At 53.3% G+C, this 26,788-nt stretch carries 27 protein-coding genes; 16 read left to right on the forward strand and 11 right to left on the reverse strand.

The genetic code is table 11. The features are described 5' to 3' along the window. Window positions 1–17: 17 nt before the first annotated feature. The 3 genes from hslO to yrfG are packed head-to-tail and all read right to left on the reverse strand — an operon-like array spanning window position 18 to window position 1,942. A complete protein-coding gene (gene hslO / locus TERTU_RS01075) occupies window positions 18–890 on the reverse strand; it encodes an Hsp33 family molecular chaperone HslO (RefSeq protein WP_015818358.1) in 873 nt (290 codons plus the stop codon). 1 nt (window position 891) lies between these two features. Continuing rightward, window positions 892–1,284, reverse strand: a complete 393-nt coding sequence (locus TERTU_RS01080; protein ID WP_015819318.1) for an RNA-binding S4 domain-containing protein — start codon at window positions 1,282–1,284, stop codon at window positions 892–894. 4 nt (window positions 1,285–1,288) lie between these two features. Continuing rightward, window positions 1,289–1,942, reverse strand: a complete 654-nt coding sequence (gene yrfG, locus TERTU_RS01085; protein WP_015819789.1) for a GMP/IMP nucleotidase — start codon at window positions 1,940–1,942, stop codon at window positions 1,289–1,291. Between the two features lie 38 nt (window positions 1,943–1,980). Between yrfG and nudE the strand changes: the two genes are divergently transcribed. The 3 genes from nudE to TERTU_RS01100 all read left to right on the forward strand — a co-directional run bounded on the left by nudE (window position 1,981) and on the right by TERTU_RS01100 (window position 3,798). Continuing rightward, the gene (nudE, locus tag TERTU_RS01090) at window positions 1,981–2,523 is read left to right on the forward strand and encodes an ADP compounds hydrolase NudE (RefSeq protein WP_015819587.1); all 543 of its coding nucleotides are present in this window, start codon (window positions 1,981–1,983) and stop codon (window positions 2,521–2,523) included. Between the two features lie 20 nt (window positions 2,524–2,543). Further along, window positions 2,544–3,368, forward strand: a complete 825-nt coding sequence (gene cysQ, locus TERTU_RS01095) for a 3'(2'),5'-bisphosphate nucleotidase CysQ (RefSeq protein ID WP_015820090.1) — start codon at window positions 2,544–2,546, stop codon at window positions 3,366–3,368. A 214-nt stretch (window positions 3,369–3,582) separates the two neighbouring features. Beyond that, window positions 3,583–3,798, forward strand: a complete 216-nt coding sequence (locus TERTU_RS01100) for a hypothetical protein (RefSeq protein WP_015818151.1) — start codon at window positions 3,583–3,585, stop codon at window positions 3,796–3,798. An 80-nt stretch (window positions 3,799–3,878) separates the two neighbouring features. Here the strand turns inward: TERTU_RS01100 and TERTU_RS01105 are convergent, their stop codons facing one another. From TERTU_RS01105 to rsmD, 3 genes are all read right to left on the reverse strand, one after another. After that, window positions 3,879–6,764: a class I adenylate cyclase gene (locus tag TERTU_RS01105; protein WP_015818640.1), complete on the reverse strand. Its 2,886-nt coding sequence runs from the start codon at window positions 6,762–6,764 to the stop codon at window positions 3,879–3,881. Between the two features lie 96 nt (window positions 6,765–6,860). Then, entirely contained in the window at window positions 6,861–7,349 is a 489-nt protein-coding gene (coaD, locus tag TERTU_RS01110; RefSeq protein ID WP_015819787.1) for a pantetheine-phosphate adenylyltransferase, read from the reverse strand. Window positions 7,350–7,460: 111 nt separating this feature from the next. Next, window positions 7,461–8,036, reverse strand: coding sequence for a 16S rRNA (guanine(966)-N(2))-methyltransferase RsmD (gene rsmD, locus TERTU_RS01115; protein ID WP_015819336.1), 576 nt, complete (start codon window positions 8,034–8,036; stop codon window positions 7,461–7,463). A gap of 60 nt (window positions 8,037–8,096) precedes the next feature. Between rsmD and ftsY the strand changes: the two genes are divergently transcribed. The 7 genes from ftsY (at window position 8,097) to TERTU_RS01150 (ending at window position 13,970) form a co-directional block, all read left to right on the forward strand. Next, on the forward strand, window positions 8,097–9,101 hold the full coding sequence (ftsY, locus tag TERTU_RS01120) for a signal recognition particle-docking protein FtsY (RefSeq protein WP_015820929.1): 1,005 nt from the start codon (window positions 8,097–8,099) through the stop codon (window positions 9,099–9,101). Between the two features lie 22 nt (window positions 9,102–9,123). After that, window positions 9,124–9,801: a cell division ATP-binding protein FtsE gene (gene ftsE / locus TERTU_RS01125; RefSeq protein ID WP_015817317.1), complete on the forward strand. Its 678-nt coding sequence runs from the start codon at window positions 9,124–9,126 to the stop codon at window positions 9,799–9,801. Window position 9,802: 1 nt separating this feature from the next. Further along, entirely contained in the window at window positions 9,803–10,777 is a 975-nt protein-coding gene (ftsX, locus tag TERTU_RS01130; protein WP_015816904.1) for a permease-like cell division protein FtsX, read from the forward strand. 167 nt (window positions 10,778–10,944) lie between these two features. Further along, window positions 10,945–11,799: an RNA polymerase sigma factor RpoH gene (gene rpoH, locus TERTU_RS01135; protein WP_015820626.1), complete on the forward strand. Its 855-nt coding sequence runs from the start codon at window positions 10,945–10,947 to the stop codon at window positions 11,797–11,799. Window positions 11,800–11,815: 16 nt separating this feature from the next. Further along, complete coding sequence (locus TERTU_RS01140) at window positions 11,816–12,250, forward strand: DUF423 domain-containing protein (protein WP_019601366.1); 435 nt, start codon at window positions 11,816–11,818, stop codon at window positions 12,248–12,250. Window positions 12,251–12,283: 33 nt separating this feature from the next. Continuing rightward, window positions 12,284–12,973: a tRNA (guanosine(46)-N7)-methyltransferase TrmB gene (gene trmB, locus TERTU_RS01145; protein WP_015820344.1), complete on the forward strand. Its 690-nt coding sequence runs from the start codon at window positions 12,284–12,286 to the stop codon at window positions 12,971–12,973. Window positions 12,974–13,403: 430 nt separating this feature from the next. Next, complete coding sequence (locus TERTU_RS01150; RefSeq protein ID WP_015818644.1) at window positions 13,404–13,970, forward strand: TIGR02444 family protein; 567 nt, start codon at window positions 13,404–13,406, stop codon at window positions 13,968–13,970. Between the two features lie 57 nt (window positions 13,971–14,027). On the opposite strand, the gene TERTU_RS01155 is transcribed toward TERTU_RS01150, so the two are convergent. Further along, window positions 14,028–15,068: a hypothetical protein gene (locus tag TERTU_RS01155; RefSeq protein WP_015818164.1), complete on the reverse strand. Its 1,041-nt coding sequence runs from the start codon at window positions 15,066–15,068 to the stop codon at window positions 14,028–14,030. Window positions 15,069–15,463: 395 nt separating this feature from the next. Here TERTU_RS01155 and TERTU_RS01160 point away from each other — a divergent pair, with 395 nt between their 5' ends. Continuing rightward, window positions 15,464–16,225 carry an FKBP-type peptidyl-prolyl cis-trans isomerase N-terminal domain-containing protein gene (locus TERTU_RS01160; RefSeq protein ID WP_015819527.1) on the forward strand — a complete coding sequence of 254 codons (762 nt, stop codon included), beginning with the start codon at window positions 15,464–15,466 and terminating at the stop codon, window positions 16,223–16,225. A 76-nt stretch (window positions 16,226–16,301) separates the two neighbouring features. Here the strand turns inward: TERTU_RS01160 and TERTU_RS01165 are convergent, their stop codons facing one another. Both TERTU_RS01165 and rsd read right to left on the reverse strand, forming a co-directional pair. Beyond that, the gene (locus tag TERTU_RS01165; RefSeq protein WP_015819088.1) at window positions 16,302–17,327 is read right to left on the reverse strand and encodes a WD40 repeat domain-containing protein; all 1,026 of its coding nucleotides are present in this window, start codon (window positions 17,325–17,327) and stop codon (window positions 16,302–16,304) included. A gap of 91 nt (window positions 17,328–17,418) precedes the next feature. Continuing rightward, window positions 17,419–17,883, reverse strand: coding sequence for a sigma D regulator (gene rsd, locus TERTU_RS01170; protein ID WP_015820101.1), 465 nt, complete (start codon window positions 17,881–17,883; stop codon window positions 17,419–17,421). Between the two features lie 199 nt (window positions 17,884–18,082). Here rsd and TERTU_RS01175 point away from each other — a divergent pair, with 199 nt between their 5' ends. Beyond that, window positions 18,083–18,502 (forward strand): flagellar basal body-associated FliL family protein, encoded by a 420-nt coding sequence (locus TERTU_RS01175; RefSeq protein ID WP_015817289.1) that lies wholly within the window; start codon window positions 18,083–18,085, stop codon window positions 18,500–18,502. 38 nt (window positions 18,503–18,540) lie between these two features. Here TERTU_RS01175 and gshA read toward each other — a convergent pair whose 3' ends face one another. Both gshA and TERTU_RS01185 read right to left on the reverse strand, forming a co-directional pair. Then, window positions 18,541–20,151 (reverse strand): glutamate--cysteine ligase, encoded by a 1,611-nt coding sequence (gene gshA, locus TERTU_RS01180; RefSeq protein ID WP_015816825.1) that lies wholly within the window; start codon window positions 20,149–20,151, stop codon window positions 18,541–18,543. Then, window positions 20,151–20,504 carry a hypothetical protein gene (locus TERTU_RS01185; protein ID WP_041590004.1) on the reverse strand — a complete coding sequence of 118 codons (354 nt, stop codon included), beginning with the start codon at window positions 20,502–20,504 and terminating at the stop codon, window positions 20,151–20,153. The genes gshA and TERTU_RS01185 overlap by 1 nt, the downstream gene beginning before the upstream one ends. Window positions 20,505–21,021: 517 nt before the next feature. Here TERTU_RS01185 and gspC point away from each other — a divergent pair. From gspC to gspF, 4 genes are read left to right on the forward strand one after another with little or no spacing between them, the layout of a single operon-like run. After that, a complete protein-coding gene (gspC, locus tag TERTU_RS01190; RefSeq protein WP_015817582.1) occupies window positions 21,022–22,014 on the forward strand; it encodes a type II secretion system protein GspC in 993 nt (330 codons plus the stop codon). Continuing rightward, the gene (gene gspD, locus TERTU_RS01195) at window positions 22,004–23,989 is read left to right on the forward strand and encodes a type II secretion system secretin GspD (protein ID WP_015818036.1); all 1,986 of its coding nucleotides are present in this window, start codon (window positions 22,004–22,006) and stop codon (window positions 23,987–23,989) included. Before gspC ends, gspD begins: the two co-directional genes overlap by 11 nt. Window positions 23,990–23,995: 6 nt before the next feature. Then, on the forward strand, window positions 23,996–25,540 hold the full coding sequence (gene gspE, locus TERTU_RS01200) for a type II secretion system ATPase GspE (RefSeq protein WP_015818660.1): 1,545 nt from the start codon (window positions 23,996–23,998) through the stop codon (window positions 25,538–25,540). After that, entirely contained in the window at window positions 25,540–26,772 is a 1,233-nt protein-coding gene (gene gspF, locus TERTU_RS01205) for a type II secretion system inner membrane protein GspF (protein WP_015818433.1), read from the forward strand. The genes gspE and gspF overlap by 1 nt, the downstream gene beginning before the upstream one ends. Window positions 26,773–26,788: the final 16 nt, after the last annotated feature.

Raw genomic sequence — 26,788 nt, forward strand, 5'->3', positions numbered from 1 at the left:
TTGGGTATCCCCGCAAATCAGTGCATCGAACCGCTAAACAAGCGCTGTAAATCTTCTTCCTTAAACGCATAGTGCTGTCCGCAAAAGTGACAGTCTACGGCGATTTTTCCATTTTGTTCCGCCAGAAGCGCGAATGCCTCTTCTTTGCCCAGGGAGCTTATGGCATTTTCGCCCCGCGCCCGATTACAACTGCAATGAAAGCGAAACTCACGCGCTGCGAACAAGCGGCAACCTAATTCATTAAACAGTCGGTAGAGTAAGTCATTGGCCGGCAGGCTGAATAGCTCGTCGGGCGTCACCGTGTTGGCGAGTTGCACTGCTGTTTGCCATTGCTCTTTGCGTTGGTCCAGGTCAGTGACCTGTTGCGCGGGTAATCCCTGCAGCATTAAGCCGCCACAGTGATTTTGGTCGGCAAACAACCAGAGTTTCGTTGGTAGCTGCTCCGATTGGGCGAAATAGAGCGCAAGGCAATCTGCAAGGGTATCTCCCTCGAGCGGCACCAGACCCTGGTACCTCTGCCCGTGCTCAGGGTCGACGGTGAGCGAGAGCACGCCATCGCCAATAAGCTCAGGCAGGGTAAGACCGCTGTAGTCAGGCAGTGGTTGATGTTCGCCTAGTTCGATTATTCCGCGCAGGTCACCATCGTTGGTACAGTCGGCTACGATCAACGGCACGGGCCCGTTGCCGCGTACCTGCAGCGTTAAAATACCGTCGTATTTGAGTGTTTCGCTTAAAAGTGCCACCGCTGCAACGAATTCACCGAGCAGCGGCTGTAACGACACTGGTAGAGATTGATTCGAGACGATCGCACGGTAACTGCCGGACAATGTGGCAAGGTTACCCCTGATATCGGTATTTTCAAAAACAAAGCGGTGAGTCGCGTCGGTCATACTAGTCATCTTCAAGAGTGATTCGCTTAAATCGGTGTATTTGTCGGCGTTGTTTGGTGGTAGGTTTGCTCGCTGTGCGCAGATCTGCGCTACCCATGGCCTTGCGCTGCGCCGCTTTTAACTCACGTGCAGCGATGCTGGCTTCGGTTTCTCGGTATAACTGTGCGGCTTCGGGTGCGCCTCGGCGCTGGTCTGAGAGCGCGGTCACTTCCACAACTTTTTCGTCCCATCCCTGACGTATGCTCAGGGTCATTCCGAGTTCGAGGTCTTTGCTGGGTTTAACGCGGTGGCCTTGCACGTGTACTTTGCCACCGTCTATCGCCTGCTTGGCGAGACTGCGGGTTTTAAAAAAGCGTGCAGCCCACAGCCATTTATCGATTCGTACTTTCTCCATAAGGTTAGTGCGGCATAATTTCGTCGAAATGGTTAATGTCTATGTAGCGATGCGACCGCGCCGGCTCGCGCTGGCTGTCTGGAGCACAAATGTGAACCAAGTGTGCAATGCCAAAGTTTTCCGCACTGGCGAGCACGCGTGGCGTATCATCAATAAAAAGCGTTGTTTTTGGGTCAAAATTTTCCTCGGCTTGTAGCTTCTGCCAGAATGCTTCGCTTTCCTTGGGGTGGAAATATTCGTGAGAAGATACGACCAGGTCCAGCCATTGGTCTATTGCTGTTACGCTCAATTTTAATTCGAGCCCTTTTGGGTGGGCATTGGTGATTAACATCACTTTTTTCCGCTGGCCACGCAGTGCACGCAAGAAATCCTCAACATAGGGCCGCAGCTGAATTTTATGCAAAAGCTCACGCTTGAGCAGCGGTATGTCGAGCTCAAGTAACGCGGACCAGTGATCCAGGCAGTACCACTGAAGAGTGCCTTCGTGCTGGCGAATATGGTGCATTAACAATGCAGTCGCTTCCGCCTCACTAACGCCCTTGATCTCGGCGTAGCGCAGAGGCAAATGGGTGAGCCAAAAGTAGTTGTCGAAGTGGAGATCGAGCAAGGTGCCATCCATATCGAGCAGCACGGTATCGATTTTTTGCCAATCAATCATTGCTATAATGCGACACTTAATGAATCTGGGGTATCACTATGCCGCGTAAGCCGGAAATACTCAATTGCCAGGAAGTTGCACGCAGCCGCTTGTTCCGCGTGGAATCTGTGGATTTACGTTTTAGCAACGGCGAAGAGCGGGTCTATGAACGCCTGGCTGCGCGCGGAAGTGCCGCCGTACTTATTGTGCCGATGCTAGACGATAAGACCGTGTTATTGATACGGGAATACGGCGTTGGTGTGGAAGATTACGAGTTGGGTTTGCCGAAGGGCCGTGTTGAGGCAGGGGAAGATCCGCTCGAAGCGGCCAATCGCGAACTGATGGAGGAGGTGGGCTATGGTGCAAAATCACTCACCAAACTGAAATTACTGAGTCAGTCCCCAAATTATATGCAGCACCATACCCAGGTAGTCCTGGCACAAGGCCTCTATCCGCAAACGGCTGAGGGCGATGAACCCGAGCCTCTGATTGTTGAACAATATCCGCTGGCGGATTTGGATCAGTTGGTGTTGCGTGATGACTTTACCGAAGCGCGGAGTTTGGCTGCGCTGTTTCTCGCCCGTGCCCATCTCAGTCGATAAGAGCAATTTTTCCCGTCCCAATGAACGACTCAGCACTACTAGAGCCGGTGATCGCTGCGAGCGAACAGGCCGGAGCGGCTATTGCCGCGATTTTTAGAGATTTTAAGCAGCAAAATGTAGAGCGCAAAGCAGATGATTCGCCAGTGACTGCGGCCGATTTGGCGGCGCACCGTATTCTCGTGCAGGCGCTCTCCGGCTTAACTCCCCATATACCTGTACTTTCAGAGGAGTCAGTGCTTCCGAGCTTCGCCCAGCGACAAACCTGGCAACGCTACTGGCTGGTGGATCCTCTGGACGGAACCCAGGAGTTTATCGATGGTGGTTCTGAGTTTACCGTCAACGTGGCCTTAATCGATAACCACCGCCCCGTTCTAGGTGTTGTGCACGCGCCTATGCTCGATCTTACCTATTGCGCCGCGGTCGGCGTAGGTGCCTGGAAACGGCACCATGGGAACCATCGAGCGATACGCACGCGATCTTTAGCTGCACGCTTGGCACGCGGCGATGCACTCGAACTGGTTTGTAGTCGCAGGCATGGTGTGGAAGAGATTGAAACGCTGGCTGCGGAACTGGAACAAAAACTCGGCTTGGTCGTTACCAAAAGTGTTGGCAGCTCACTGAAATTTTGCCTGGTGGCGGAAGGGGAAGCCGATGTTTACCCGCGGCTCGCGCCCTGTTGCGAGTGGGACACTGCCGCGTCTCAGGCCATTGTTGAGGCGGCCGGGGGTGCTATCGTCGATATGCAATTTCAACCGCTCGCGTATAACCGCACCGAGGGGCTGCTTAACGATCACTTTTTCGCATTTGGCGATCCAGCATTTGAATGGCAAAGTTATTTGCCATAAATCAAACGTAAGAAATAGACAAATCTGTCTTAGTGGCCGTTTTTTTATAAAAAAATAATGTCGTTTTATTGCTCATTTCGACCATAAAATGACGATCGGTTACTGATCTGTTGATTGTTTTTGTCTATTCTTAACTGACCGGCGCAAGTCGCACGGTGATGTCACCTCTAACGCCAGAAACCCCTACCAATAATCAACGACGGAAGAAAGGGATATGAACCGCGCACATCAAATGCAACAGCTCAGTGTGGCGTATAACAATACGTCCGTAATGCGACAACAACTCATTCGAGAAATTACCTGTCTGGAACGACAATTGGAACGTCTTCGGTTGCGGGATGAAATGCTTGATTTTGCAACGCTGCAAACCTACGAAGAGATGATATCCAGTCGTAAAGAATTACTCGACAGCCTCCCCTGGGGTAATTAAATTATTTATTGCTTTAGGGCGCGCCTTTCGGTGCAAGAAAATTGCCTGGCGCGCTTCTACTTCTCATTCATCCCATCAAATTATCTTTTCACCAAGATACCAATCGCGCGATTCAAGGTCGTTTCGAGCCGATTCTTAACTTTCATATAGTGGCTGGTGGTTAGGCGCGCGTCTGGAGCAATCAGGTGTGCGCACTTGGTTAGATCCAGATCGGTGAGGTACAGCGGATAATCCTCACGCGATTTTCTGCGCGATAGCACCTGCTGCGCAACAACCAGATATATTTGTTCTTCAAGCTCGTCGCAACTGAAAAACTGATCGCCACAATAAAAATTAAATCGCAGCTTCTGATCGCCACGATCGTATCCAATAGCACGCAGCTCCAGCTCAACAGGTACGACTGATTCATTGGCGACGCGCTTGGGCTCACTGACATAGCACTGCCTGCTGTCGCGCTTTAATTCATAAAAATGGATCGGGAAAATGCCGAAATCGTGCAGCAGTTGCTGGTTTAACTGGGTTTGCCTGTCGATTACCGAGCGGAAAAAATAATGCAGAGTTTTTAGTACAAACACCGCCTGACTATTGCGATAAAACCGGTGGACCAACGAGCCGTGTTCGTCCACAACATACACGTCTGTGTGGTCCTGAGCGCGTTGAAAAAATATGTGGATCGCACCTGCCCAGCTGCGGCCGCCACCTTCGCTGCTAATGGCCCGACACATCGCTTTTAGCGGGTGGCGCACCAGTGCATGACTATCCAGATATATCGGGCTGATTGACGGTTGTGCATCGCCGAGGGCGTCGAGAACAGCGTCTAGGCTGGGGTATTGCCGGGTAATGAGCCGAGGCCCTTTAAATTGCAATATATGAAATAAACCGGCCATTTCAAAAACATAGCGGGTGGCCGACATATATTCGCCGCCGTAATAGCAGTGAATAATTTCGTTCAACCAGTCGCGGGTACGCGTGGCAATGGTGTTGGCATGATTGGGGCTGACGCATTCAACCTGTAATTTTGGCGGTCGGTGGTGCGAGCCTGGCAAACTCAATTTTAAATAATCTTGCAGACTATCGAGCAGCGCCGTACTGCTATCGAACCGCCGCGTCGTGAGTTCGTTCCAACTGTTTCTCAGCACAAGATCGACCGAGATAATCAGGTTCTCACCAAACCCACTGTAGTGGAGCGCATCGGTCTGGCTGCTCAAGCGCTTGATGCCTCGCTGCTCAAGCCCGGCTTGCGCTACGGAACCTACATTTAACAGAAATAAAGCGTCGACAGGTTCCGCCGAACGTTTAAATACATTGTGATCCAGCGACTTAAGTGGCAGGGGTAACCAGTTGGCGAATACCTTTAACAGGCGATGCAGCGTGCGTTCTTCGATGTGCGGTGCCTGTTGTAATTCGTAGCGGGTTGTGAGGTTGACTATCTGATTGCAGTAGCACCAGAGATACAATTCCACCAGGCTCGCGCTGGTTTTTATATGAATGGGGTTTTGGGTAAGCGTGCCGTCAGGGTGAATAAGCGCGCTCCATATATTCCCAGGCCGCTCAACGGCAGACTGCGCGAACGTGACGAGTTGTTCGGTTAAGTCGCTTGAAATTCCCGGATTAATCCAGGTGATTTTGCCAGGTCTGGTTTCAAATGCCGCCTGTAATTTACGCCCGAGAATACTCCATTCTTCTGCCGAAATATCGTGTTCGACGGAATAGCGTTCGGCGAATAATTTCAGTACCTGAAAGCCATGGCTCAATTCGTTTTTGAGCAGGCTTCGTTCTTCATGGACTGCCGGTGCCTTCCACTGGTTGCGTTGATCCAGCTTTAACAGATCTTTGCGCTGCCAGCCCCACTCTTCGGTGAGGCTTTCCAGTAAGCGGTGTTGCCAGGTTTTGTCGCGGTTTGGATTGCTGCGAGTGAGCGGGTAATTGACCTTAAAGTAAAAACATCGGCGTGCGAGTTCCAACCGGCGCACCGCATTTTTTTCTTGTAAATAGCGCTCTATATGCCGGTAAATCATGACATAGCTATCGAGTTGATCGATATCGTGTTCGCCGGCGTAGACCATCTCCTTGAACACCAGCGAGAGGGGCTGAATGTTCGGATATTGATCCGCATAGGACTCCAACAACAGAAGCTTCAAAACGGACTTGTAGGGCGATTCGATACCTTTGTAGAGCTGCCAGCGGCTGGCTCCTAAAAATTCGCTGTCGGGAATGGTGGGAATACCGCCGAAATCCAGAACGTCTTCGCTATTCAGAAATCGTCGCTGCTGCAATATATCCGTGTACTCGTCGTACTCGTGTTCGTTGCCAGGTGGCACAAACCACCATATGGGTGTGCGGCCAGCGAGATGTATGGCGGTGCGATAAAATTCGTCGAGCAGCAGCAAGCGCTGTGCGCTACCACTGGACTCCTCGTTCAATGCTGACAGTTGACCGCGTTTGAAGGCGGCGTTGTCCATCAGAAAAAAATGGACCTCCAGGCGGCACTGCAACGCCCACTGGGTTATTTTTTCACATTTGCGGTTGAGCAATTCCAACTGTTCGCGCGTTAATCCCGGCTTAAAGCACAGCCAGAAGTCGAGATCACTGGATTCGCTCTGGGCAATGGTTCCTACGCTGCCCATCACAAATATGGCGGTGATCTGCGGCTCGTGTACGGCGTCCTGGCTGGCGGTAAAACTGCGCGCGATCCCGCGGCCCAATTGAACGGCACCCTTGGTTATTTTGAAATGGCAGACGCCTGCCGGTGTGTCGCGCGATTCAAATCCCGGCATCATCGGGTGATTGGTGTGAAACAGCAGAGGAATTGCGTCCAGCACCAATTGCTGACGTACCGTCAGTGCGTCGCGCATGCGGGTAAGCCGGTCCTGATTGATGGCGAGAAAGCGTTTGCGGATTTTCGTCAGATTTTGACGATCAAGCCCGTCATGAATGCTTTCGGGTTTTGGGAAAATGGGTTTCACGCGGGTTTGTTACAGCTGGTTAGCAAAGAGTAGAGTGACTATTTGATACTAGCAGCGCCTCGAACGAAGCGCTGTTATTAATCCGAACGGGTGGAGTTACGCTTTTAGTTCGTTGTATTTATCGGTGAGCGCGCTTTGGACCAGTTTGGGGACGAACTTACTGACATCTCCGCCGAGCGATGCGATTTCTTTCACCAAAGAGGAGGAGATGTAGGACAAGTGCTCAGCGGGAGTGAGGAACAGGCTTTCCATAGATGGCGCCAAAGCGCGATTCATGTTGGCGAGCTGAAATTCGTATTCGAAGTCCGAGACGGCGCGCAGGCCACGCACCACACCGTAAGCCTGCTTTTCTTCCACGAGGTCTTTGAGCAGACAATCAAAACCGCACACTTCGATGTTGCTCAAGTGAGACAGGGCTTTTTGCGCAAGGCTGACACGCTCTTCAAGGGTAAACAGCGGCCCTTTGCGGTTACTTGCCGCGACGGCAATAACCACCGAATCGAACAGTTTTGATGCCCTCTGTACCAGATCGATATGACCGTTGGTAATCGGATCGAATGTGCCTGGATAAACCACACGTTTCATGAAATCGTCCTGGGTGAACCTGCAGAGGCGTGCATTCTAACGTGAATTGCCATCAGTTGGGAGCGCTGGGCGCACCTTGGCACGGACGACAACGTCTGACGTGGAAATAGCCTACGCCACCTGCCATAAGCCAAAACGTACCTTGCCGGCGGTTTTCGATTTCAATGGCTGCCAGTTGGGCGGGGTATTCAGTGCGTGGTCAACGGGTGTTTCTATGTAGACCAGCGCTTGTGCCGAAGCTACTGCGCACCGCTCGATGCTAGTGAGTGCTTGCTCCCACAGATCTTTGGCAAACGGCGGATCGACAAAAATAATATCGTAAGGCGTATGCGCAGCGCTGTTGAGCCATGCAATACCATCGTTGCGTAAAACATCGGCCTGTTTGCAATCGAGGGTGTTGAGGTGTTCACACAAAGTGGCGGCGGCATGCGGGTTAGTTTCGATAAAAGTGGTATGCGCCGCGCCCCGTGACAGCGCCTCCAGGCCCAGCGCACCGGTGCCCGCAAACAAATCGAGGCAGCGAGCGCCGGGCAGCCAGGGGGCAAGCCAGTTGAACAGGGTCTCGCGCACGCGGTCACCAGTGGGGCGCAGGCCCTCTGCATCGGCAATGGATAATTTTCGCCCGCGCCATTGGCCACCAATGATGCGCAGGCTACTTTTTTGAGAATTTTTACTTTGGCGTTGCAAAACTATGGCCTTCTAAATGGTACGATGCTGCTTCCAGAGTCACTATAACTGCCGCGCATCATGTTTTTTAAGAGCAAAAAAAGCAAATCCGAAAGCCCCGAGAGCGAAGCTGTGGCCCAGCCAGCGGAGAAGCCCACAGAAAAGGTCAGCTTCTTTACCCGCATCAAACAGGGCTTATCCCGCACCAGTAACCAGCTGTCTGGCGGGCTGGCGAGTTTGCTGCTGGGCAAAAAGGCTATTGACGACGAGCTGCTTGAAGAAATCGAAACTCTGTTGTTGATGGCCGATGTAGGGGTTGAAGCCACCACCGATATTATTGACGATCTCACCGCGCGAGTTGCACGCAAGCAGTTGGCCGATTCGGACGCGCTCTACGCGGCGCTGCGCCAGTCCCTCGCCGACTTGTTGCTGGATGTTGAGGCGCCACTGGATGTGGAGTGCGCACAAAAGCCATTCGTTATTCTTGTGGTCGGCGTCAATGGGGTAGGCAAAACCACCACCATCGGCAAACTCGCCAAACGTTTTCAAAACCAGGGCAAATCTGTGATGTTAGCCGCCGGCGATACTTTCCGCGCTGCAGCGGTGGAGCAATTGCAGGTATGGGGCGAGCGCAATAAGGTGCCCGTGGTGGCTCAGCACACGGGCGCGGATAGCGCATCTGTTATTTACGATGCAGTACAGTCAGCGCAGGCGCGGCAAATCGATGTGGTGATCGCAGACACCGCCGGCCGCTTGCACAACAAGAGCAATCTGATGGAGGAACTGGCCAAGGTCAAACGGGTCATGGCCAAGCTGGATGACAGCGCACCGCATGAAGTGCTTTTGGTGTTAGACGCGGGTACCGGCCAGAATGCGCTGTCACAGGCGGGGCATTTCAAAGAGGCTGCAGGTGTGACCGGGCTGGCGCTGACCAAGCTGGATGGCACAGCGAAAGGCGGTATTATCTTTGCTCTCAGCAAACAGTATGGCCTGCCGGTGCGCTATATCGGTGTCGGCGAAGGCATAGACGATTTGCAGCCATTCCAGGCCACTAGCTTTATCGATGCACTGTTCGGGACAGAATAACCATAAATAGATGTAATCCACTGTGATCAGCTTTAGTAACGTTAGCAAACGCTACGCCAGCGGACAGCAAGCGCTGGCCAACCTCTCTTTTGACGTCAATGCGGGTGAGATGGTTTTTCTCACCGGCCACTCAGGCGCAGGTAAAAGCACATTGATGAAGCTGGTGATGCTGATGGAGCGCGCTTCCACCGGGCAGGTCGTTATCGCCGGTCGCAACCTCAATCGTATGCGCACCGGGCAAATTCCCTATCACCGCCGTCAGGTGGGCGTTGTGTTTCAGAATCACCAGTTATTGTTTGATCGCACCGTGTTCGAGAACGTCGCATTACCGCTGTATATCGCAGGTCACCAAAGTCGGGAAGTAGGTCGCCGGGTGCGCGCCGCGCTCGATAAAGTTGGCCTGCTCGAGAAAGAAAAGCACAACCCCATCACGCTGTCGGGCGGTGAGCAGCAGCGCGTGGGCATTGCACGTGCCGTGGTCAACAAACCGCCACTGCTACTCGCGGACGAACCCACTGGTAACCTCGACCCGAAATTATCCGAAGAGATTATGACGCTGTTTCGCCAGTTCAACGCGTTTGGGGTGACTGTCCTCATTGCGAGCCACGATCTTGCACTGGTGCGGCAGCTAGGCCACCGCGTACTGACCCTCGCCGGTGGGGAACTGGTGCACGACGGGCTGTTGCCGGAGGACATGTAGTATGGCGCGCAGCGAAATCCCGCAAGGCGCGGTGCAAAGCAAGTCGCGCGTCCGCGATCGCCTGGGAGCCTGGGGTTCACAGCACAGGGCCTCGTTCGGTGGCAGTCTTTCGCGGCTGCTCAGCACGCCAATCCAAACCTTGATGACCGCCCTGGTGGTAGCCATCGCACTTGCGCTACCGGCCACCTTGCTGGTCGCGCTCGGCAATATTCAGCAGCTCGGGGACAGTTGGGACGCGTCGCCCAAAATTTCGGTGTATATAAAATTGCGCGCGCGCGATGCTGCGATTACGCAATTGATAGACAGTCTCGAACAGAGGTCTCAAGTGAGCAGCGTGCGCTACCTGACTCCGGATCAGGTACTCGCCGATTTTCAGCGTATGTCCGGGTTTGGTGAGGCGTTGGACTCGCTGGACGATAATCCGCTGCCGGCAACCTTAATTGTTTCGCCGACTCAGCAGGGTAGCGCCCCGCAGGCGCTGGCGGCTCTCGCGGACGAAATTGCACTGTCGCCAATTGTCGACGAGGTCAGCATGGATATGGAATGGGTGCGGCGCTTGCGCGAACTGATGATTCTCGGTAAAAAAATCGTTGCGGCACTGGCCGGGCTGCTTGGCTTGGGTGTGCTCCTGGCAATCGGCAATACAATTCGGCTGGCGATCGAGAACCGGCGCGAAGAAATCGTTGTCGCCAAACTGGTTGGAGGCACCAACAGTTTCGTGCGCAGGCCCTTTATATACAGTGGCGGCTGGTACGGCTTTATGGGCGGCATCCTGGCGTGCATTATCGTTAGTCTGGGGTACTGGGTGCTGGAAGGCACTGTCGCACGGCTCGCCACACTCTACCAAAGTGATTTCGAGCTATCGGGTTTGGGGTTTGCGGGCAACGTACAACTTTTGTTAACGGGGATTGTGTTAGGCTGGCTGGGTGCCTGGTTGGCAGTGGGGCGCCATTTGGCGACCATTGAACCTAAGTGACCCAACAGAGGTCTATAAAGCACATAGAGAGATTTTTTTGGGCGGGCCTTGAATTCTTGAAATAAAGCCCTAAGATCTCGCAACTGGATTGATTGGTTGGTGAGCGAGCTGGTGAGGCGGCTGCTACACTGGCTAACACCTAAAGATAGATTCTGGAGGAATGCCGAATGGGCAAGAGTTTGCAGGCTTTAGATGTACTGGCACCAGGGCAGAACCTGAACGCGTACATGCAGGCCGTGAACAACTTCGCTGTGCTCTCTGCCGAGGAAGAGAAGCAATTGGCGGAAGACCTGTATTATCGTCAGGATCTCGACGCGGCGCGCCGCCTGGTTATGGCGCACTTGCGCTTCGTCGTGCACATTGCCAAATCTTACGCAGGCTACGGTCTGGCGCAAGGCGACCTGATTCAGGAAGGCAATGTCGGCCTGATGAAAGCGGTTAAACGCTTTAACCCCGAGAAAGGTGTGCGTCTGGTGTCCTTTGCTGTGCATTGGATCAAAGCCGAAATTCACGAATTCATTCTGCGCAACTGGCGCATTGTGAAAGTGGCGACCACCAAGGCTCAGCGCAAACTGTTCTTCAATTTGCGTGGCCAGAAGAAGCGCCTTGCTTGGCTGACGAATGATGAAGCCAACGCGGTAGCGCAAGACCTGAACGTAGACGTAAAAAACGTTCGCGAGATGGAAAGCCGATTGTCGGCGTACGATGCAGCCTTTGATGCGGGTGCGGACGACGATGACGAAACCGCATACCAGGCGCCAGCTAACTACCTTGAAGACCGTCGCTACGACCCATCAACCATGTTGGAAAATGCCGACTGGACGGAAAACAGCGTAGCGGGTCTGGAGCGCGCCATGGATCAGCTGGACGACCGCAGCCGCGATATTCTCCAGCAGCGTTGGTTGAGCGACAGCAAGGCCACATTGCACGAGCTGGCCGACAAGTACGGCGTCTCGGCAGAGCGAATTCGTCAGCTTGAGAAAAACGCCATGAAGAAAATGCGTGTGGCGATGGAAGCTTAGTTACCGTCAACGCAAGTTGATTCGAGAAAGCCGCAGTTATCTGCGGCTTTTTTATTTTGTGGAGAAAATTATGTTAGACGGCGGGAGAATATTTCTCGCGATCGGTGCCGGGTTTGGTGCGCTTGCGGTTGTACTGGGCGCGTTCGGCGCACATGCGCTCAAGTCGATCTTGGCAGAGCACCCGATGAGTATCTGGCAGACTGCGGTGCAATATCAGTTTTATCACGCTTTGGCACTGGTGGCTGTAGGCGTGCTAATCTCTCAGGGCTTTGCCTTGAAAGTGCTATACGCCAGCGGTTGGTTATTTGCGATTGGTGTTGTGCTTTTTTCTGGTAGCCTTTACGGGCTCGCGCTTGGCGGGCCCAGGTTGCTCGGCCCAGTTACACCATTGGGTGGTATCGCGTTTATTGCCGCCTGGATCTGTTTACTGTTTGCCGTTGTGAAACCTTAGTTGTTAACTCAAGCCTTAAAAAGTCAGTTGTAAATGAAGCCAGAATTTAAAGAAAAGCCGATTCGCAGTTTTGTTATCCGTGGTGGCCGCATGACGGAGGGTCAGCGGAACGCGTTCGATACCTGGTGGCCGAAATACGGCCTGAGTATGTTCGATGGACCGCTGGACCCCTTAGCGGTTTTTGGCCGCGTCGCACCATTAGTGGTTGAAGTCGGCTTCGGTATGGGTGATTCACTGCTCCACATGGCGCTGGCTGAGCCGGAAAAAGACTTTGTCGGCATAGAGGTGCATCCGCCAGGGGTTGGTCGGCTTATCCACCTTGCCGGCAAAGAAGGCGTAGAGAACCTACGTGTGTATATGGCGGACGCGCAGGATGTTCTGACTGACTGTATTCCCACCGGGGCGGTCGATCGCTTCCAGCTGTATTTTCCCGATCCATGGCATAAGAAAAAACACCACAAACGACGTATCCTCCAGGCTGCATTTGCCGACAAAGTACACGGACTGCTCAGAACGGGAGGCCATTTTCATATGGCCACTGATTGGGAAAACTATGCCGACTATATGATGGAGGTGATGTCGCTGCAGCAAGGTTATAGCAATACTGCTGGTGAGTATTGTTTTGCCCCGAAACCGGACTATCGCCCCAATACAAAATTCGAAGCGCGTGGTGAGCGGCTTGGTCACGGGGTTTGGGATCTGGTTTTTGAAAAGCGCGATTAACGTATTTTTTTATGTAGCACTTCGGCACAGAGTATTTCAGTCGCCGAGTGCGATCTGGCATTTCTGTTGCCAACTCTTGTAAACCCAAGGCTCCCAAAACGCATTTTATTCGCAGGCGACAGCAGATTCGTTCGAGTCCACATACACATAATAGTAATAAAGTGTGGGTATGTTGCGAGAGTGATTGCGGTAGTGCGCTTAGTGGCCTATAGCTAACAGTGTTAGGTCCACGAATACGCGTGATTATTTAACTATCGACACTCTCATTATCACTATCTACACTGGTCCCAAAGTTACGTTGTGGTGTCTTAGCTGCGGCGACCAGATTAGTGTTAACCCGCCCAAGTAATTACAAATTTCCCACTTTCTTCATATAGCTCTCGCACGCCCACGGCTTTAACATAGCCGCGTAATTCAACACGGAACACTAATGACTGAACCTGCCACTTCTGCAGCATGGCGTACAACCTTATGGGACTACGCGACCAAGGTCTACGCCTACAAGGAAGTGGAGCGCGCACTGCTTAATCTGCAAGACAACTACTATGCAAACGTCAATATTCTTCTCTGGTTATGCTGGTTGGAGGAGGAGGCTATTGTGTTGGAACGCAGCCTTCTAGACGATGTGCTGATTACGGTTGATACGGTAAACCAGGCTACGCTGATCAAATTACGTGAGAGCAGACGTTTTATAAAATCGGCGGGCTCATTTACTGATGTGCAGGTCAAGCTGATCACCAAGCAGTTGCTCAATGCGGAGTTGATGATCGAGAAAATACTAATCCATCGCCTACAAGACATTACGCGCAAGAATCTTGGCGGCGATGGTGGAGCTGAACCCTTAACGGTAACCTATTATCTCGATTTTCTCGGTATTCCGGATGCCCGAGCCATTGCGCGCTCAGTGCGCAGTGTGTGCCGAAGCGCTCAAAGTCAGGGTGTGCATTCGCAGATTTATCAGCGTTCGCATCCAGCCCCTCCGAAAACTTCGAACTGATGCCAAAAACTAAAAAGCCCGCGATTGCGGGCTTTTTAGTGCATGGTGCGAATGGCTTTATATATTGTCGCCGAAGAGGCTACCGGTTGGATTCGCTGTGGCGGGCTTATCTTCGTCGGTGTCTTTGGTGGGCTCGTCTTCAGTTTTAGCCGCGGCAGGTTCTGGCTCTACTGGTAAGCTCACAGGTGCTGGAACGGGCTCGCTTTTGGGCGTTTCGGTTGGTGCTTTGTCTGCTGCTGGCGCTGGTGTATCGGCTACGACTTCTGGCGCTTTACTCACTTCCGGTTCGCTGGGAGCTGGCGTTGCAGTGGATTTTTCCGGCTCCGCCGCTGTTGGTTTGGTTTCAGCCTCCATCTTTGCCGGTGCTTTTTTAGCAGCGGCTTTCTTGGCGGGTGCTTTCTTCGCAGGTGCTTTTTTAGCTGCAGCCTTCTTGGCAGGGGCTTTCTTCGGTGCGGCGGGTTCAGCGGTGGGTTCAGCGGTGGGTTCAGCTACGGCTTCTGGTGCTTTCTTCGCTGCGGCTTTCTTTGCTGGAGCTTTTTTCGCTACCGCTTTCTTAGGGGCTGCTTTTTTTGGGGCGGCTTTTTTAGCGGTGGTTTTCTTTGCTGGGGCCTTTTTGGTTGCGGCTTTTTCTACTGGTGCGGTTTCTGTTTCGGCCTTTTTGGCGGCTGTTTTGCGAGTGGCTTTTTTCTTTGCCGGGGTCTTTTTCGCTGAGGCCTTCATGACATTTGCTGCAATCTTTGCCAGTACCGCTGCCTGGGTCGCCGCCTGTTTGACAGACGCATACTCAGCTTTCGCAGCAGCAAGGCTCTGTTGTAGTTCAGCGACTGCGTCTTTCTGTTCGGCAACAGCGGCTTTTGCAGTGGCAATCTTCTTCTCAGTTGCTGCCGTTTTACGTTTCACAGCTGCCGCAGATTTCGCTTTGGTTTGCAGGCTCGACAGTTTGGTCTTTGCTTTGCTCAGCGCGGCAGTTGCGGACTTAACAGCTTTATCTGCCTGGGCAACATTTTGCGCGCGGGTTTTGTCCAGTTTATCCGTGAGCGCATCGATCTGTTTTTGCAGGTCGACAACGGAGTCGACAGATTTCTTTTTCGCAGCCATGACATAGTACCTGAGATTGAAGATTGGAATAATTTGTGAGGCAGAAAAATGATAACGTTGTTTTTTGCAAAATTGTATATATTTTGTTGGTAAATTGGGCTTCTAATCAAAAAGTTAGGCCGTTTGCAACTGATTGTGCGAGTTTGCACATTGTGAGTGAAATGTCGTTGGGGTAATTTGCGGCTCAAGCTCAATTCAACTGTAACGCACCTGACCTAATCTTGCGACCTGTGAGCACGCTCGCTGGTCGGGGTGAAGAGCCTTAGGTATACTGGCCGCGCTCAGTGGATATGAATCCTGCCAGCTTCCCGCTTGCGTGTAGTAATGTGTGCGGCAGTCAGCCTGACATATCCTAATAATGACAACGACTCGTACCACTTCAACAGGACATCACCATGACAAAAACACAATTTCTCGCTGTGGCTGCCACAACGTTGATTCTCGCGGGCTGTAAAGAAGCCGCGCAACCAGAGAAAGAAGTTAAAGTTGAGACTCTGCCCGAAAAGGTCAGTTATCTGCTGGGCTTCAATATGGCCTCCCAGGCAAAACAAAACGACTTCGAAATCAATCCTGATGTGATGGCGCTGGCTATTCAAGAAGTGAATGCCGGTGGTGAACCACGTTTCAGCGATGAAGAAATGCAGGCAACCATGCGCGCTTTCCAAACTGAGCAGAATGCCAAGCGCCAGGAAAAAGTGAACACGCTCATTGAAAAGAACTCCGCTGCAGCGACTGCCTTCCTGGAAGAGAACGCCAAGAAAGAAGGTGTTGTGCAAACTGAGTCAGGTCTTCAGTACAAAATTCTCGAAAAGGGAGACGGCCCGATTCCTACCGCTAAAGATATGGTGCTTGCACACTATCGCGGTACTACCCTGGATGGCAAAGAGTTTGACAGCTCATACAAGCGCGGCGAACCAGCAACTTTTCCCGTGAGCGGTTTGATTCCTGGGTGGGTTGAAGCGTTGCAGATTATGCCTGTCGGTTCCAAGTGGGAGCTGTATATTCCAGGTGATCTTGCGTACGGCCCTGGCGGTAAGATGAATCCTGCTACCCGTGAGTACGATATCGAGCCAAATGCTCTGTTGATCTTCGAACTGGAACTGTTAGATATCAACCCAGAAGAGAAAGCGGCGGCGGAAGAAAAAGCGGCTGAGTAATTTTTTACGTCCGTTTAGCGTCAACGCGAAAACCCGGCACATGCCGGGTTTTTTATTGGGCGTGAGACTGTGTTGCCTAGGGCGCGGTGGGCGCGCTTGCGAGTGTGTGGATAAAGCCATTCGATGCAATTGCGTGAAAGCGGGCTACTTGGGCATCGAAACTTACATCTAAAACGGCTGCGCCACCCGGCTTCCAGCGTTTGCGTTTGGGTAATCGCCAGCGCTCAACTTCTACCAGGTTGGGCAGCCGCCAAAGTTGTACCATTTGATCTGGGCGACCGGTGAGTAGTTTTGTGTTGTCGTCGCTAAATCGCGCTGCCGAAAACATCATACCGCGCTTTAAGTGCTCTGCATTCAGCGGCAGTTCGCCGAGCGCTTTGCCGTCCCGGGTCTGCCATATCAGGGCCTTGTCGTATTTACTGACTGACAACGCGAGGTTCCCGTCAGGCGAGAGCCTGACAAGCTGTACATCGTCATTGTGTTTTATTTTGCGCAATGGTTTTCCGGTTGAGGTGTCCCACAGAGTGGCGGTTGCATCTTCGGAGCCGGTGATCGCCATGCGTCCGTTGCGACTGAGATCAACTGAGCGAACGCGATTGTCTGATGGCAGTCGGTACAGTATTCCGCCGCGCTGAATATCAAACAACACCGCGGTGTGATCACTTAAACCCAGGAGTGCAATATTGCCCATTGGTCCGAGGGCTGCGTCCAGAATTTCGCCGGGTGCCGACCAGTACCGCAGAGCTTCGCCGGTGCGCGTATTCCACAAGACCAGGGCGCTGGCGTCTGCGGTGAGTGCGTAATCGCTATTGCTGGCGAATGCGGTGTGGATAATTGTGGTGAATTCGTCGCGGTTGTGGTTCCAGTTGAATTTACGTGCACGGCTGTCCAATTGCCAGAAGCTGCCGCCCTGATAGAGCGAGCCAACAACGGCGCGTGTGCCGGTTGCGTCGAGTGTGCCCGCATGCAATCCGACAGTCGCAACCTCTAAGGATTCCGATGGCGACTGGGCACCGTTGCAGGCGCATAGCAGGCTGCAAAAAAACAAGAGTGCCAGAGTACTGGCGCGGTTGGACGTAACGGGAGAAAGCGGGGCAGGCAATGTGAGTTCCTTTTATAGGGCACAAGGTTGATTCGTTAACCTTATAAAAGGATAGCACGGCGGTATGAGAAGCATACCGCCAGAGACGAGGCTAGGCGACGTGATCTTTGTGTGCGAGGTGCAGCACTTCGATTGCGCGGTCTTCCGCTTCGAAGCGGCTGGCAAGTGTTTCGCCCAATTGCGACAAATCGCCGGGAAGGCTTTCGAGGTCGTCGATTTCCTGGTATTTGTCGTTGAAGTCGAGAACCGTTTCTGTGGTGGTATCCACGGATTCAAAGAGCGCCTTGGCTTCCGTCAGAGCGTCTTTGTCGTTGAAGGCGCGGCCTTCCTGTACCAATTGATCATAGACTTCAAAGTGTCCTGCGGACACGTAATCGACCATAACCTGACATAAGCCGCGCAAGGCCTGGCCGATGTCGTCGCTGCTGTGTTGGTCTACGATCTCGGAGAGATTGCAGTAAAGCACAAGGAGTTGTTGACGATTTTTAAGCCATTTGTCGATGATCTCGCTGACACCGCCCCAGCGTTCTTGTGCGGTTTTACAATTTTCCAGCATGAGTTGCCGTACCTTCATTGTGGATAAAGAATTAAATGCTGAGCTCAAGATAGAGTATCCCTTATTGAAGGGCAAGTCTTGTGCGTGTGCACGGTTACAGTGCCGAAATAGGCTATGCTTTAATGCACTGTTGTATTACTAAGGTAACAAAAAAATGCCAAGCCGGTTATTCTGAGTTTTTTTCCTTTTGAGCATATTTATGCTCCCTTGTCTTAGTTGGGCGCAGGACGACGGAGAAGAGGCCGCTGAGGAGCCTGCCGCCGCTGAGGAAGGTGAAGAAGGAGTGCCATCGAGTTCAGCGATATATCTGCCAATCAAACCGGCTTTTGTGGTGAATTTTGGCGGTCCCGGCAAGCTTCGCTATATCAAGGCCGAGGTGTCGGTCAGAGTCGATTCTTCGGACGCTGCTAATTCCGTGCGGCATCATTTGCCTTATATTCGAAATAATTTGGTTATGTTGTTTGCCAGTCAAACGGAAGATACCGTGGATTCACAAGCCGGCAAAGAAGCGTTGCGGCAGGATGCGTTAGCGGAGGTCAGGAAAATTCTGTTCGAAGAGGATGGTCTGGAAACCGGCGTTGTTGATATATTTTTTAACACGTTAATCGTGCAGCGGTGACACTGCGCGAATAACGTTGCAGGCTGGCGGGTGTAGCGTCAAACAAAGGCGCCGCAACACATGCGGTACTGGCTGTAGTAGCGTTTGAGAAACTCATCAAAGTCGAGCCCGCTCTGGCGGCTCTTCTCTTCGAGATTGTGTTGCTCCAATACAGAATTTGCCGCCATCTCTACCATCCGATCATACACATCACCCGACAGTGGTGAGTCGAGCAGCTGTGTGTGATTGGCCTTCGATTGCTGTAACGCGAAGCGCGCGTATTCTGTTCTGGTGGATTTCAACGTGTTGAGCAGTTGCGCAGACGGAGTAAGGTCAGGGTTGTCCACTTTTGCTTTTTGTTGCTGCAGGCTCGCGCTGTAGCGAGTGGTTTCGTGAGCGTTGTCCAACAGCTCCGCAACTGGACCCATTGCTGCTAACAAGCCACTGGCCCAGGAGCTCATTGGCAGGGAGCCTCCAGGGCGTGCAAGCATTAACCCGGGTTCGCGGCCGCGGTCCACTACGGCTTTCTGGTTAGCCAGAATCATCTCAGTTTCTTCGCGGTTGGTATCCGGGCTCTTTTGCAAAGCGCAATACAGCAGGAAGGTATCAAGGAAACGAATCTGCTCTTCGGTGATGCCCTCCGGGGAGCTGGGGTTGGCATCCAAGCAGCGTACCTCGATGTACTCTACGCCGCGATTAGCCAGAGCCATCAGCGCGGTCTCGCCCGGTTTCGCCGTACGCTTGGGGCGGATCGAGCTGTAAAACTCGTTTTCAATCTGTAGCAAGCCGGTGTTGAGCTGGCGGTATTCACCGGCAGTATCCTTCACGCCAATGGTTTCGTAGGCAATGTGTGGCGTGGTGATCGCGCTGCACAAAGTTTCGATATAGCTCTTCTGCTGGTTGTAGCAAACGTACAAGCTTTCTTGCGCGGAACTTTGGTAACCCAGATCGCCCATTCGCAACGAGGTGGCATAGGGCAAGTGGAGCGTATGCTCGAGCTCTGCCACTGGCTGCAGGTGATGATTGCGGCCGGCTACAAATGAACGGCACAGTGCAGGTGACGCGCCGAACAGGTAGATCAACAGCCAGTAGTGGCGACGAAAATTCCGAATCAGGCCAAAATAAGCATGGTTTTTAAATTGCTGTAAATCCATTAGCAGATTTTCGCGGCGCAACAGAAATGCCCAGAAAGCATTCGGCAGCGAAAAATTGTAGTGCACGCCGGCAACCGTTTGCATAGAGCGTCCGTAGCGATGACCGAGACCAACGCGGTACACGGTTTTCATCTGTCCATTGTTGGACGAACCATATTGCGCTACGGGAATTTCACTGTCCGGGCCGAGTGCGCAGGGCATGCTGTGGCTCCACAGGAGCTCGTTCTCGGGCAGCTGGTGTGCGGTAAAATTCTGCAGCAAATGCAGGTGGTTGATCAGGTCGCATGTGCTGTGCGTCGGCGGTGTGATGAACTCCATTAAGGCTTCGCTGAAATCGGTGGTGATTTCCGGGTGCGCCAACGCTGAGCCGAGCCCTTGCGGGTGCGGGGTAAATGCCAGGGTGCCGTTGCTATCGACGCGCAGGCTCTCGCGCTCTGCGCCTCGCAAAATGCCGGTGAGCAGCGCGGCATTGTCTTTTTCCGCCAATTCTGGCGGAATATTTTCGATGTTAAACATTAGCCGAGTTGTGCCTGTGCAGGGGCATCAGCGTCGCTGGATTCGGGCGCGTCTGCGGGTTCTTCGGGGGTGTTTTCTGCGGATTCTGCTGGCGCTTCGACAACAATGGGTCGCGGGGGAATAGCCGCCAGCAGATCATCCGCCAGGCGCGGTATGCCTTTTTCGTCGAGGGTTGCTTCCTCGATGCGCGCCCGCAACAGCGGGTCTTTCACAGTGAGTTCGACTTTTTGATTAAGGGCTTCGTCGCGGTAGGGGGTGCGGTACAGTGCGCGCAAATCGTTGCCGTAGCCCCATTTGCCGGAGCGCTCCAGCAGCAGGTGGTCTTGATTCACAAGCACAAAAACAGTACTCATTAGGCGTGGTATCCGGTTGTGATGGGTGGTGGCACAGGGCGTAAAGCATACAAATCGGCCTGGGTCAGCTCAAGCCTTTTCCCTGCGTTGTGCATAGTGTCTTGCGGCCGGATAAATGTGGGTGAAGGCGCACGAATACAAGGGATATCCACTGCTTAAATGGCGTCAAAGTGGGTGCAAACTCACTGCTGGCGGGACCTTCGGCGGACTGTATCGGATCTGAAAGTCGTCGCCGCCAAATGTGAAAAAATCTAGAAACTGAGGAAAGGTGACATACCAATCCTCTTTCAGCCTGTATAAACTACGCCCTCGCGACTATAAATGGCCTCTGCGACCCCGTCCAAGGTTGTGCGTTACTAACTGCGGTGAGTCTGGCTGAGAATAACTTCCGCTGTATGTGTGTGAATCTATTTGACTGACCTCGCCACTCCGGTTGAGGTTTGTGCCAATTTCTGCTCACGCAAATGTAGTTCACAGCAGGGCGCTGGTGTGAGCCTGCCTGTTTTTGGAGATAGCTGTGGCAACATCGTTTGCTGACAATCCCGTGTTATTTAAAGCCAACCGCTTTGGTTCGGCTACCTACGGTTACCTGCGTTCGCTGCCGCTGGATTTCTGGCGCAACGCGGTTTTCTATCTGTCGATTCTGTGGATCGTACACAGCCTGGCCGGTTTTTTCTGGCTGGTATTTCCTGTGCCCGCAGAGCCACAGCCGAGCAAGCTTGCTGCCCCGATTAAGGTGGAGAGTTCCGCGGTGGCTGCGGGTGTCGATGTGGATGTGGCGGCACTGCAGGAAATGAAAATATTTGGCGACGCCGCCAATGCGCCGGTGGACGTGGCGCCCGAGTCCGAACCTGTGGTTGCCTCGGATGGAATTGAAGATAACGCCTCTACGACCAGCCTGAATTTGAAGTTACACGGTGTTATCGCTAGCAGTAACCAGGAAGAAGCGCGCGCGATTATTGATAACGGCTCCGAACAGGGGTTGTTTCGAATTGGCGAGGAAATCCCAAAAAACGCTGGCGTGAAGCTGGCAAAAGTGATGGAAGAGCGGGTTATTCTCGACAACAAAGGAAAATACGAGTCGCTGTGGCTTTACTCGGAAGAGGATTTCAAAAAGTCTCAGGGCAATCGCAAGAATAACTATCGCGTGCCGACAAGCCCTGCGCAGAGCGGGTCGCCGGTAACCCAGCGACCAGAGCCTGTGCGAAAAAGTATTTCCCCGCAGCAGATCCCCAAGTCCATCAGCGATGTGGTGCGGTTTAGTGTGCATCGCGAAGATGGCCGCATGGTGGGTTACAAAATTCGCCCCGGCCGCGATCGCGAACTTTTCGAACAGGTGGGGCTGCAAGCCGGTGACATTGTGACCAATGTGAACGGTCGTACCATGAATGATCCGCGTCAGTTGCGCGAAGTTTATCAAGAATTAAAAACCGCGACCGAAGCCAACCTGGGTGTGCGTCGCGGCGATGAAGAACTGCAAATAACAATCAGAGTCGATAATGGTGGGTAAAACCGTGTTGAAACATTTTCGCGTCATCTTGTGCATGACCATTGTTTTCTGTGCCAGCAGTGGCTGGGCGCAGCAGCAAACCTGGACGGTGAATTTCAAGGATTCCGATATCAACGAGGTGATCAAGTTCGTTGCGGAGGTGACCGGCAAAACCATGGTTATCGACCCTCGGGTAAAAGGCCGGGTGAAGGTGATTTCACAAAAGCCGCTAAACGAGCGCGAACTTATCGAGTTGTTTCGCTCGGTATTGGAAGTACACGATTTCACCCTGGTGGAAGTGGGTAATGTGGTGCGCATCGTGCCGCTAAAAGACGCCCGTTCCTCGCCCTTGCCGGTGAAAGACGATGCGGATATCGACGAGGGCTACATTACCCAAGTTATCCAGTTGAAGAATATTGCCGCGGCCAAAGTGCTGCCGGTATTGCGCCCGCTGGTGCCTCAGCACTCTCACCTCGCGGCTTATGATCCCAGCAACGCGATTGTGGTCTCCGACACCGCTGCGAACATTGAGCGCATTAAAGAAGTCATCGAAAAAATTGATACGGCGGCCATGCCGGTCACCGAAGTTATTGAATTGAAATACGCTGATTCGGAAAGCCTGGTGGCAACCCTGGCGAAGTTAGACGGCGCCAACAAGCAGGGTAATTCCGCTAACCAGATCACCATGGTGGCGGACAAGCGCAATAATGCGATTCTGCTTAGCGGCGAAGATTTGCAGCGTCAACGGGTAAAACAATTGATTCGCCGCCTGGACCGTCCACAACTGCAAACCGGCAATGTGCGCGTGGTTTATCTGGAATACGCCACTGCGAAAGACGTCGCTACTGTGTTGAGCAAAGTTGTACAAAACATGGCGAAAATGACACCCGGCGGCGACAAAGGTGCCGCGCGTCAGGGGGCGACTGTTGAAGCCGACGAAGCGACTAACTCACTGTTAATCACCGCTGAAGGCGATCAGCTGGATGCCATCATGGCGGTTGTCGACCGCCTGGACATTCGCCGCGCGCAGGTGCTGGTGGAAGCAATTATTGTTGAAATGACCCTGGGCGACAAAGAAAGCCTGGGTATCGACTGGATGTTCAAAAACGCCACTCAGGGCTTGATTGGCGCGTCTACTGCGGGCGGTACCGGCGCTGCCGGCGTTGCCGCTGCCTTGTTTGGCGGTGCAGAGGATGCTGCCGCACAGCTGTTGACGGCGCTGGGTGGTTCCGATGGGCAGACACTTGGCGTTGCCGGCGAAAGTGGTGGCGAGGACTTTCTGGTGCTGGTCAATATGCTGCAGTCCAACAGCAACGCAAACATTCTTTCTACGCCTACTTTGCTGACCATGGATAACAACGAAGCCATGATTTCCGTGGGGCAGAACGTACCCTTTGTCACCGGTAGTTTTACAAACGCGGGCGGTAACGGCGGAACCAATCCGTTCCAGACGATTCAGCGTCAGGATGTCGGTATCACGCTTACTGTAACGCCCCATGTTAACGAAGGCGATAAGGTGATATTGGATATCCAGCAGGAAATTTCCAGTGTGTCCGAAGAAGCGGGTTCCGCTTCCGACGTGATCACTAACCAGCGCAAGGTGGAGACGCAGGTTATGGCGAAAGACCGCTCGGTTATTGTGCTGGGTGGCTTGATTCGCGACGAACTGCAAAAAAGCGAAAACCGGGTGCCCGTGTTGGGCAGTATTCCGGTGATGGGGCGGTTGTTCCGGTCCAACAGCGAAACCCTGCGTAAGTCGAACCTGATGATTTTCATCCGTCCGACCATCATCCGCGACGATGAAACCCTGGAAGGGGCGACTGCTGAGAAATACACCTATATTCGGGACTTGCAGCGTATGCAAAGTGGTGAGCGCCCTCTGAAAATTACACCGGAAATGCTGCAAATGCTGCCTGAACTGGAATCAGCGAATCTGCATTTGCCAGAAGAAGGCACTACCTCGCTGATGACCAATGGCAACGATAACGACGAGTAGTGCGTTATGAATGTAAACGACGAAATAGCCAATGAAGTTCTGAGCGATCCACTGCTGGCCAATGCCGCGGAGTTGGAGGTTGTTGAGGGCGAAACTGCTGCAGTGATGACACGCTTCCCGTTCTCGTTCGCCACCAATTACGGGGTCATGCTGCACGAAGGGCGGGTGTTGCATCAGCCAGGTGTCTCTGCGCAAACATTGCTGGAGGTGCGTCGTTTTTTGGGGCGCCCTTTCGAAATAGAAGAACTGGATGAAGCAGCGTTTAAAGCGCGCCTGACCCGGGTCTATCAAAGCACCGATGGTGAGGCATTGCAGGCCGTGGAGGATATGGGCGCGGAGTTCGATCTCACCGCTCTGGCTGACGATATTCCCGACGACAGTGAGCTGCTTTCGGGCGATGGTGACGCGCCGGTTATTCGTCTGATAAACGCGGTGCTCTCCCAGGCGGTGCAGGAGAAAGCGTCGGATATCCACGTCGAACCCTATGAAGATCGGGTTTCTATCCGCTTTCGGGTGGACGGTATCCTGAGCGAAGTCCTGTCGCCCAAGCCACAGTTAGCGCCGGTACTGGTATCGCGCTTGAAAGTGATGGCGCGACTGGATATTGCCGAAAAACGTATCCCGCAGGACGGCCGTATCACGGTAAAACTGGCCGGGCACGCCGTCGATATCCGGGTGTCTACCATTCCCTCCGCCCACGGTGAGCGTGTGGTATTGCGTCTGCTGGATCAGGCCGCAGGCCAGCTCTCGTTGGAGCAGCTGCGCATGCCTGTCGGGGTGATCGAAACCTTTAAAGGCGCGCTGCACAAACCTCACGGTATTATTCTGGTAACGGGTCCAACCGGCTCCGGTAAAACCACCTCGCTGTACGCGGGCATCAGTCACCTGAACAGCCGTTCGCGCAATATTCTTACGGTGGAAGACCCCATCGAATACCTGTTGCCTGGAATCGGCCAAACGCAGGTGAACACCAAAGTCGATATGACCTTTGCCCGTGGCCTGCGCGCTATTCTGCGTCAGGACCCGGACGTGGTGATGATCGGTGAAATCCGGGACCAGGAGACAGCATCCATTGCGGTACAGGCCAGTTTAACCGGTCACCTGGTGCTCTCCACCCTGCACACTAACACGGCAATCGGTGCGATTACCCGCTTGCAGGATATGGGTGTCGAACCCTTCCTGCTTTCCTCCAGTCTTGAAGCACTGATGGCCCAGCGACTGGTGCGTATGCTCTGCACCCACTGTAAAGAAGAGACCATTTCTGGCGAATCGGAGCTGGTGCGTTTGGGCATTCCCGAAGGCTCCACGGTTTTCCGTCCCGTCGGCTGTGACCACTGCCACAACACCGGCTATCGCGGTCGCGGCGGTTTGTACGAATTTATTCAGGTGGATGACCAACTGCGCCAGTTGATTCACGAAGGCGCAGGTGAGCAGGTGATGCTGGCCCATGCCCGCAAAAATAGTAAGTCCATCGATCAGTGTGGCCGCGACAAAGTGCTCTCCGGTGAAACCAGTGTTGAAGAAGTCTTGCGAGTGACGGCGATTTCCTGATGGGTGCATACAGTTATCAGGCGCTTGATGCCAAAGGCAAAACCGTTAAAGGGGTCATCGAAGGAGACTCCGAGCGCCACGTGCGCAACCAGTTGCGGTCCAAACAGCTCAAGCCATTACAGGTAAAAACCACGCGTCAGCGCGGGCCTGCTGCAGGCAGTAAAGATTCAGGATTCTCCCTGTTTAACCGCCGTCCGCATATGGGCTACCGGGACGTATCGCTGGTGACCCGTCAGCTGGCGTCGCTGGTGCAATCCGGTTTGCCACTGGATGAAGTGCTTGCATCGACCGCCAAGCAAAGCCGCAAGCCGGCAGCCAAAACCATCATGTTGCAAGTACGCTCGCGGGTGTTGGAGGGGTTGAGCCTGGCCCAAGCCATGGCGGAAATACCGCGTGTATTTGATGGCCTTTATCGGGCAATGGTGCGCGCGGGGGAATCCTCTGGTTATCTTGGCCCGGTGTTGGAGCGCCTCGCGGACTACACCGAGCGCAGCCAGGAAACCAAGCAAAAACTTAAAGGTGCAATGGTCTACCCCATCATCATGATGTTGGTCAGTATTTCCGTTGTCACTCTGATGATGGTGAAGGTGGTGCCCAATCTGGTGGGCATGTTCGAACGCAACAAACAAGAACTGCCGTTTGTTACCAAGTTTCTTATTGGCGCCAGTAATTTTCTGGTGAATTACGGTGTGTTTTTACTACTGGGCATTGTCGGGTTGATTATCGCTTTTCAGTGGGCCTTGCGCGCTGAATCACGGCGTAAAAAATGGCACAGCATTCTGTTGCGTGCGCCGGTTACCGGCAACCTGATTTTGCAGGCCGAGAGTGCGCGTTACGCAAGTACCCTGGGGTTGTTGGCCAACAGTGGCGTGCCTCTGCTGGAAGCATTGCGTATTGCTGCGCAGGTGCTCACCAACCACGAATTACGCGCGGCGGCGAAAGAAGTCGCGGTTCTGGTGCAGGAAGGTTCGAGTTTGCACAAAGCTTTAGACTCGGTAGAAGTGTTTCCGCCGTTGCTCGTGCAGATGGCCGCCAGTGGCGAGGCTAACGGTAAGCTTGCCGAGCAGCTGTTACACGCGGCGCGCAACCAGGAGCGCGAGTTGGAATTTACGGTGAACACGGCGCTGGGTTTGATGGAGCCGTTTATGGTGTTGTTTATGGGCGGTGTCGTCACCTTCATCGTGATTGCGATTTTGTTGCCCATTTTCCAAATGAACCAAATGGTAAGCTAATTTTTTTATTTCACAC

Origin of the sequence: Teredinibacter turnerae T7901, from assembly GCF_000023025.1 — a bacterium.
GTDB classification, from domain to species: Bacteria; Pseudomonadota; Gammaproteobacteria; order Pseudomonadales; family Cellvibrionaceae; genus Teredinibacter; species Teredinibacter turnerae_B.